The sequence below is a fragment of the Trebonia sp. genome, assembly GCF_049794275.1.
Classification (GTDB): Bacteria; Actinomycetota; Actinomycetes; order Streptosporangiales; family Streptosporangiaceae; genus Trebonia.
Map to the genome: position 1 here is coordinate 1 of NZ_JBARCR010000776.1, position 8,122 is coordinate 8,122.

General features: G+C 69.1%; 7 protein-coding genes. 3 read left to right on the forward strand and 4 right to left on the reverse strand.

The features are described 5' to 3' along the window. Positions 1-88 precede the first annotated feature (88 nt). Positions 89-2,242 carry a DUF6049 family protein gene (locus tag WA805_RS20235; protein ID WP_425243107.1) on the reverse strand — a complete coding sequence of 718 codons (2,154 nt, stop codon included), beginning with the start codon at positions 2,240-2,242 and terminating at the stop codon, positions 89-91. Positions 2,243-2,291: 49 nt separating this feature from the next. Between WA805_RS20235 and WA805_RS20240 the strand changes: the two genes are divergently transcribed. Continuing rightward, a complete protein-coding gene (locus tag WA805_RS20240) occupies positions 2,292-3,776 on the forward strand; it encodes a CCA tRNA nucleotidyltransferase (RefSeq protein WP_422290966.1) in 1,485 nt (494 codons plus the stop codon). On the opposite strand, the gene WA805_RS20245 is transcribed toward WA805_RS20240, so the two are convergent. The 3 genes from WA805_RS20245 to WA805_RS20255 form a co-directional block, all read right to left on the reverse strand. Continuing rightward, positions 3,716-5,086 carry an MFS transporter gene (locus tag WA805_RS20245; protein WP_422279844.1) on the reverse strand — a complete coding sequence of 457 codons (1,371 nt, stop codon included), beginning with the start codon at positions 5,084-5,086 and terminating at the stop codon, positions 3,716-3,718. The genes WA805_RS20240 and WA805_RS20245 overlap by 61 nt on opposite strands. A gap of 88 nt (positions 5,087-5,174) precedes the next feature. Continuing rightward, positions 5,175-6,254 (reverse strand): inositol-3-phosphate synthase, encoded by a 1,080-nt coding sequence (locus WA805_RS20250; protein ID WP_422279846.1) that lies wholly within the window; start codon positions 6,252-6,254, stop codon positions 5,175-5,177. Further along, positions 6,254-6,943, reverse strand: coding sequence for a helix-turn-helix transcriptional regulator (locus tag WA805_RS20255; RefSeq protein ID WP_422290967.1), 690 nt, complete (start codon positions 6,941-6,943; stop codon positions 6,254-6,256). The genes WA805_RS20250 and WA805_RS20255 overlap by 1 nt, the downstream gene beginning before the upstream one ends. 210 nt (positions 6,944-7,153) lie before the next feature. Here WA805_RS20255 and WA805_RS20260 point away from each other — a divergent pair, with 210 nt between their 5' ends. Continuing rightward, on the forward strand, positions 7,154-7,558 hold the full coding sequence (locus tag WA805_RS20260) for a DUF5318 family protein (protein WP_424560009.1): 405 nt from the start codon (positions 7,154-7,156) through the stop codon (positions 7,556-7,558). A gap of 158 nt (positions 7,559-7,716) precedes the next feature. Further along, a partial coding sequence (locus WA805_RS20265) for a hypothetical protein (protein ID WP_425243108.1) occupies positions 7,717-8,122 on the forward strand: 406 nt, incomplete at its 3' end.

Here is an 8,122-nt window from a genome sequence, read left to right on the forward strand (position 1 = left end):
AACCGAGGCTGCGGGCGCCCCTGCGGCGGCGGAGGAGGGAGCTGCGGATCCTCGTCAGGCGGCGGCCCGGGGGGCCGCGTCGGCCTGCTCATCCGGTCCCTCCAGATCTGCCGTCAGCCTTGGTGCCGTTCCTGCCGTCGTTCAGCCACCGACGGATCCACCGCGCCACAGACGTCAGCACGAGCACACCGAGCGCCGCGGCGATGAGCACGAGCAGCGCCCGTCCGTACCGCGTCGCCTGGACGCTCAGCGACTGCGCCGTCCAAGTCAGCGACGACCCGTCCTCAGTCTGCAACTGTAGCTGCATCGTGGTGGTGGTGATGGCGCTGGAATGCAGCGGGACCCGGACTGTACCGGTCTGCCCCGCCGGCACCTGGATCAGGTCCGCGAACTTGCTGACCGAGAGCTGGCTGCCGGCCGAGGGCGTGGCCACCACCCGTACCTGCACCTCCACGGGAAGCAGGTTCTGCACCGACACGGGAGTGGTCCCCGACGTCCCGGCGAGCAGGATCTTCTTCCCGGTGATGATCGATACCTTCTGCTCTTTCGCGTTCAGGTTGTCACTGAGGTTGATCAGCGCCCGCTCGCCGCCGGCCGCCCCCGCGCCGCGCCAGGCGACGGAGGTGGTCGCGGCCACCGCCGCGTCGACCGAGTTCAGCACGTTCGGGCCTGGCCGGTACAGCAGGTCCTTGTACAGCGCGGCGCTCGCGTCTGCCGCGGCGACCTGGTCGGTGTATCCGGCGCTCAGCGCGCCGCTAGGCGTCCTGGCCGGCACCTTCGCCCTGGCGGACAGGCGCGCGGCGGCCGCGGCGAGGCTGGACAGGCCGGTCTTGTGCAGCCACGGCGCGGAGTAGGTCATCGACAGCAGCGCCCCCGCCTCCGCCGCGGACGGGCTCCAGTGCCGCGGCGGGGCGATCACGAGAGACCGCTGCGAGTACGGCGCCTCGGCGAGGATCATCGCGGTGTCCGCGAGGAAGTCCTGCGCCGTGTCGAACCGCGCCCTGGCCGACGAGCTCGCCGACACCGACCCGAGCAGGCCGGTGATCCCCGAGTCGGCGAGCAGCACCCCCATGGTGGTGCCGTCTCCGGCTTTGGTCGCGTTAAGGGCGTTGTCGTACGGCCTGTCGCTGGAGGGCAGCTGACCGCTGTTCAGCACGACCGTGGAGGCCCCGCCGTCGTGTGCGAGGCTGGTGAGCGTGCTGGCATTCGCCGCGCCGTCGGCCGGCCAGGCGACCGAGACCGACGCCTGGCGGGGCAAGAGCCTGGCCGCCACCGACTCACCGACGTGGTACGCCGTGCGCGTGATCTGCTCCAGGCCCGCCCTGGTCAGCGCGGCGACGTCCGCGTCGGCGTACGGCGTGAAGAGCATCGGCTCGGTCGCGGTCGAAGCGCGCAGCAGTGACAGCCATTGCGCGGCCGTGACGCTTGGCTGCTCGTATCGCCTGTCAGAGCAGGTGGAGCTGCCGCCGACGGCGTACTTGCTGGTCATCACGTTGACGTCCGACAGCAGCGCCGGGTCGACCGCCCAGGTCAGGTCGTCCTGCGCCGCCCACTGCTGGCCGACGTCGAGCAGCGTGCCGAGCCTGCCCCCGGCGGCAAGGCTGCCGGCCAGCGTGTTCGTAGCCAGCGTCGCCCCGCACATCCCCTGCTGCGGCGCGGCGATGAGCGGCCAGATCCACGCCACGTTCAGCGGCAGCGGTTTCGCGACGCCGTTCCCCGGCCAGTAAGGCAGCAGGGTGCGGTCGATGGCGGGCGGCGCGCCGTCGGGGTAGTCCGTCTGCGCCGCCAGCGGGTATACGCCGAACTGGGAATAGCCGACCGACGCCGCGGTGAACGACGCGGACCACCGCGCGGTCTTGCCGGAGTGCAGCGTGCCCGGCAGCGTGACGGAGGTTCCCTCCGGCGCCAGGTAAAGGAGCGTGTCGTGCCCGGCGGTGTAGCTGTCCATCTCTGAGCGGGTCTGGAAATACACTGACGAGCTCAGCAACTGCACCTGGACGCCGGTGACGGGAGAGCCGGTATCGTTGGTCACCGTGCCGCGCACGGTGATCGTCGCGGTGGGCGTGGCGTAGCTCGGGCTTACCCCGTCGACGGAAATGGTGAGCTGTCCGGAGCCGGCCGAGTTCGTTCGGAATGACTGCTGTTGAACTTCCTGGGCATGAGCCCGCACCGCTGGCGCGGCGAGAACCGGCGCGGCGGTGGCGAGGAAGACAGCGATCAGGGTACGAACGACGGTACGCACGCTTTGCATGCTATGGCCGTTTGCCGGAAAGGAATGGGCTAGACCCTCGATGCCCGTGTCAGACCCCACTTCCGCCGTCCCCCCGCTCAGCGCGGACCAGCGCAAGGCTGCCGCGGCGCTGCTGCGATCGCAGACGCCCGCCGCGGCGGAGCTTGGCGAGCTGTTCGCGCGCGCCGGGCACGAGCTGGCGCTCGTCGGAGGGTCCGTGCGCGACGTGTTCCTCGGCGGCCACCCAGCGGGCGACTTCGACATGACCACCGACGCGGTGCCTGAGCAGGTGCTCGAGATCGTCGGCGAGTGGGCCGACAAGACGTGGACGGTGGGGATCGATTTCGGCACCATCGGCCTGCGCAAGGACGACGACATCTTCGAGATCACCACCTACCGCAGCGAGTCGTACGGGCCGCGGTCGCGCAAGCCCGACGTGAAGTACGGCACGTCGCTCGAGGAGGATCTGGTCCGGCGCGACTTCACGATCAACGCGATGGCCGCCCGGCTACCGTCGTACGAGCTGGTCGACCCGTTCGGCGGGCTCGCCGCGCTGCAGGAGCGGATGATCCGCACGCCAGGACGGCCGGAGGACTCGTTCTCCGACGACCCGCTGCGGATGCTGCGAGCGGCGCGGTTCGCGGCGCGGCTCGGGTTCACGGTCGCGGATGACGTGCAGGCGGCGATGCGTTCCCAGGCGTCGCGGCTGTCCATCGTCTCCGCGGAGCGGATCACCGACGAGCTGACCAAGCTGATGCTGACGGACAACCCGGCGTACGGCATCGACCTGCTGGTGCGCACCTCGGTGGCCGATCAGGTGCTGCCTGAGCTGCCCGCACTGCGCATGGAGGTGGACGAGCACCACCACCACAAGGACGTCTACGAGCATTCGCTCACCGTGCTGCGGCAGGCGATCGAACTGGAGCCGCGGTACGGGCTGTCGCGCGACCTCGTGCTCCGGCTCGCCGCGATCCTGCACGACATCGGCAAGCCGAAGACGCGGACGCTGCTGCCTGGCGGGAAGGTCGCGTTCCACCACCACGAGGTGGTCGGGGCGAAGATGGCCCGCAAGCGGCTGACCGAGCTGCGGTTCGGCAAGGAGGTCGTCGCCGAGGTGTCCCGGCTGGTCGAGCTGCACCTGCGGTTCCACGGATACGGCGAGGGCGAGTGGACCGACTCGGCGGTGCGCCGCTACGTGCGGGACGCCGGGCCGCTGCTGAGCCGGCTGCACGTGCTGACCAGGGCCGATTGCACCACGAGGAACGCGCGCAAGGCCGCGCGGCTCGCGGCCTCGTATGACGCGCTCGAGGCGCGTATCGAGGAGCTTCGCGAGCGGGAGGAGCTCGACAAGATCAGGCCTGAGCTCGACGGCACCGAGATCATGCGCATCCTGGAGCTTCCGCCCGGTCCGCTGGTGGGGAAGGCACGGGATTACCTGCTCGAGCTGCGGCTCGAGCAGGGCGAGCTCGGCCGGGAGCGGGTCACTCAGGAACTGCTGCGCTGGGCGGAAGCCGAAGGGCTCGAGCCGCCGGCCGACAGCCAGTAGGCGGCCGCGACGAGCGCGAAGCCGACGGCAGCGATGGCGACGATCGCCGGGGACTTGCCGTTGGCCGGCATGAACGCGGCGAACAGCGCGGCACCCGCCACGTAGGTTACGTTGCCCATCATGTCGTAGAAGGAGAACACCCGGCCACGGTAGGTGTCCTCGACGTCCTCCTGGATGATGGTGGTCGCGGAGATCGCCATCGCCTGCCTCGCGAGGTACAAGAGGAATCCGACCGCCAGGTAGGCGATCTGGTTGAACGTCTCACCGAGCAGGCCGGTCACTACGGCGGAGAGCAGCAGCATCAGCGCGATCCAGGCCTGTTTGGACACGCGCTTCGTCGCGGGCGGCGTGACGAGCGCCGCGCAGGCGTAGCCGACCGCCGAGGCCGCCGCGAGCACGGCGACATGGGACGCCGCGGTCGTGGCGTGCGACGGGTAGAAGTAGTTCCTGTAGAGGATGATCGCCAGCAGGAACACCGGCCCGAACAGCAAGCCGAACCCGCCGATGGCGCCAAGCGCGGCGCGCGCTTGGCGCTGCCGCAGCACGTAGCGGGCGCCGTCGACCAACCCGGCCGCTACCCGGGCGAGTTCCTCCCCGAGCCGCGCGGGCTGCCAGGTCGTTCTGTCCGGGCCCAGTAGGTCCCTCTGCATGGTCGTCGCGACCAGGCCCGCGGCGACGTAACAGCCGCCGGCGACAAGCACGGTCACCGCGGCGCCTCGCTCGGTGTCGCCGGTGACCGTATTCAGCCCGAACGCGAGAATGCCCCCGATCGAGCTCATGATGCCGCCGACTGTCGGGGAGACCGAGTTGGCCATGACCAGCTTATCTTCGGCCACCACGTGAGGGAGGGCGGCGCTCAGCGAGGAGAGGAAGAACCTGTTGACGCCGAGCACGGCGAGCACCGCGATGTACAGCGGTACGCCGCGATTGCCCGCGGCCATCACGGCGGCCGTGGCCACCACGAACACCGCGCGGATCAGCGCCGACCAGACCAGGATCTGGCGCCGCGACCAGCGGTCGATGAACACCCCGGCGAACGGCCCGATCAGCGAGTACGGCAGGTAAAGCACCGCGAACGCGGCGGCGCCCGCCGTGGGACTCGGGAACGTGCTCGCGTTGAAGAACACGTACGTGCCAACCCCGGCGGTGAGGACTCCGTCCCCGGTCTGCGAGACGAGCCGGGTGTTGAACAGCTTCCTGAAGTCACGTTCGGCCAGCACGATCCTGAGGTCGCCGATGAGCGACGACCGCCGCTGTGGCGTGCTGGCGGGAGCGCCTTCCGCGCTCCCTGGTTCTGCCCCGACAGGCACCCGTTCAGCTTAGTGCGGGCTACCGACAGGTAAATGGCCCGTACAGCCGGTACTTACCGGCTGTACGGGCCATTGCGCCGTTGTACCGCTAGCGGTCGATCTCGCCGCGGATGAACTTCTCCACGAGGTCGCGGCATACGTCGTCGCCGAACTGCTCCGGCGGCGACTTCATGAAGTAGGAGCTCGCGGAGATCACCGGGCCGCCGATGCCGCGGTCCTTGGCGATCTTGGCGGCGCGGATCGCGTCGATGATGACGCCGGCCGAGTTCGGCGAGTCCCAGACTTCGAGCTTGTACTCGAGGTTCAGCGGCACGTCGCCGAAGGACTTGCCCTCAAGGCGGACGTAGGCGAACTTGCGGTCGTCGAGCCACGGCACGTGGTCGGACGGGCCGATGTGCACGTCCGCCTTCCCCATCTCGTGCGGGATCTGAGAGGTCACCGCCTGGGTCTTGGAGATCTTCTTGGACTGCAGGCGCTTGCGCTCCAGCATGTTCATGAAGTCCATGTTGCCGCCGAAGTTGAGCTGGTAGGTGCGCATCAGCTCCACGCCGCGGTCCTCGAACAGCTTCGCCAGCACCCGGTGCGTGATGGTGGCGCCGACCTGGGACTTGATGTCGTCACCGATGATCGGGACGCCGGCCTCGGCGAACTTGGCCGCCCATACCGGGTCGGACGCGATGAACACCGGCAGCGCGTTCACGAACGCGACCTTGGCGTCGATCGCGCACTGCGCGTAGAAGCGGTCGGCCTGCTCCGAGCCGACCGGCAGGTACGACACGAGCACGTCGGCCCGCGCCTCGCGTAGCGCTGCGACCACGTCAGCGGCTGGCTCGTCAGACTCGGTGATGATCTCGCGGTAGTACTCGCCGAGACCGTCGAAGGTGTGGCCGCGCTGTACGGTCACGCCGGTCGGCGGCACTTCGGCGAACTTGATCGTGTTGTTCTCGCTCGCGAAGATCGCCTCGGCGAGGTCACGGCCAACCTTCTTGGCGTCCACGTCGAAGGCCGCGACCACCTCCACGTCAGACACGTGGTAGTCGCCGAACCGCACATGCATGAGGCCCGGCACGCGAGCCGCGTCGTCGGCGTCCTTGTAGTACTCAAGGCCCTGGACGAGCGAACTCGCGCAGTTGCCTACCCCCACGATGGCGACGCGCACTTTACCCATCAGGATGACTCCTTCTCGCTTCCGCGATCTGTATCGATCTGACCCGCCGGCGGGTAGGGTCCGCTGCCGGGGTTGCTCGCTTCCGACTGTTCCGACTGCCGTTCCGAGGCGATCAGCTCGTTGAGCCACCGCACCTCGCGCTCCACGGACTCGAGCCCGTGCCGTTGCAGTTCGAGCGTGTAGCTGTCCACCCGCTCCCTGGTCCGCGCGAGTGCCGCCCGCACCCCTTCCACCCGGTCCTCCAGGCGGCTGCGCCTGCCTTCTAGGATCCGCAGCCGGATGTCCGCCCTGGTCTGGCCGAAGAACGCGAAGTGAACACCGAACTCGTCGTCCTCCCAGGCGGCGGGGCCGGCGTCAGCGAGCTGGTCCTGCAGCCGCTCCTTGCCCTCCGCGGTCAGCCGGTAGACGATCTTCGACCTGCCCGGCGGTCGGCCGTTCCCGCGGGCCGGCCTGGGTGGGCCCAGCGCACCGGGCACCCGGGGCGCCCCGGCGGGCTCGTCGCCTTCCCTGGCGATCAGGCCCTCGGCGTACAGCTTGTTCAGGCAGGGGTACAGCGTGCCGTAAGAGAGCGCCCGGAACGTGCCGAGCAGCATGTTCAGCTGCTTGCTGAGCTCGTAGCCGTGCATCGGCGTTCGGTACAGCAGCCCAAGCACGGCGAACTCCAGCACGCCAGTCCGGTTGCGGCCCACGGCATCCCCCCGCATACGTACGGTTTCTATGTATCTTCACGATATCTCTACCCGATATCTCGGTTCGATATATCGAGACGGGCGATCCACAGCATACGCAACCGTTCCCCGGCTGGCAACCTGCTGTTCACTCGGGCGCCCGGGAGTTCACTCGCCCATAACGAGGTCTGGACTCGGCTACGCCGGGGCGGCCGACGTACCCTGTGGGACATGGCCTCACGTCGATCCGTTGTGGATTACGGGCTCGCCCGGCGCGCGACACTCGCGTCCGTGTACGCGGGCAACACGACGGTGACCGACGTCTGCGACGCGCATCCGTACCTGCTGCGCGCGGCCAAGCACCACGGCGAGCCGACCGAGAACCGCTGCCCGATCTGCCGGAAGACCAACCTCACCCACGTCACGTATGTGTACGGAGACGAACTCGGGCAGTACGCGGGGCGGGTCAAGCGGGGCCCTGAATTGACGGAGATGGCCGCCGAATACGGCGAATTCAGGGTCTATGTCGTCGAGGTCTGCCAAAGTTGTGGCTGGAACCACCTAGCCACGTCCTACGTCCTAGGTACCGGTGAGCCCCCCGCGAGGCGAGGGCGCCGCGCACGGAGCGGCCAGTAATCGCAGGGCTAGTGACGAGGCGGACGGGTTCCGCTTACGCCGCGCTTATGTCGCGAGAAGGCTTGCGCGGAACTAGCCGGGACAAGTCGTCCCAGCATGTAACGTGTGGGATCGCCAGAACGGGCCACCAGGCTCGCTCACAGCCACAGCGAGGACGTGTGAGTAGCAACGACTTTAACGGGTCAGAACGACCCGCTAGGGGGCGGGGAGCTGACGCGGACAAGTACCCCGAGCCGGAAGGCTGGGGTCAGGACGGGTTCTGGCGGGACCCGAGCATCGACTCGGACTACGAGACTGGCACGACCAGCGCTATCCGGCCGCGACGCAGCGGCGGCTCCGATTCTGGCACCCCTGGATACAGCTACTGGGCCGACGGCAAGGGCTGGGAGAACGCCCCGGGCTCGCCGCCGCACGGGTCGGCGGCCAGCGGCCTGACGGCCAGCGGCGCCCCCGGCGGCGCAGCGGGCGGCGCAGCGGGCAACGGCTCGGCTGGCGGCGGCTCGCGTAACGGGAACGGCGGCTACAGGTCTGGTGGCGACCCGACGGCGTACTACGGTGCCGGCG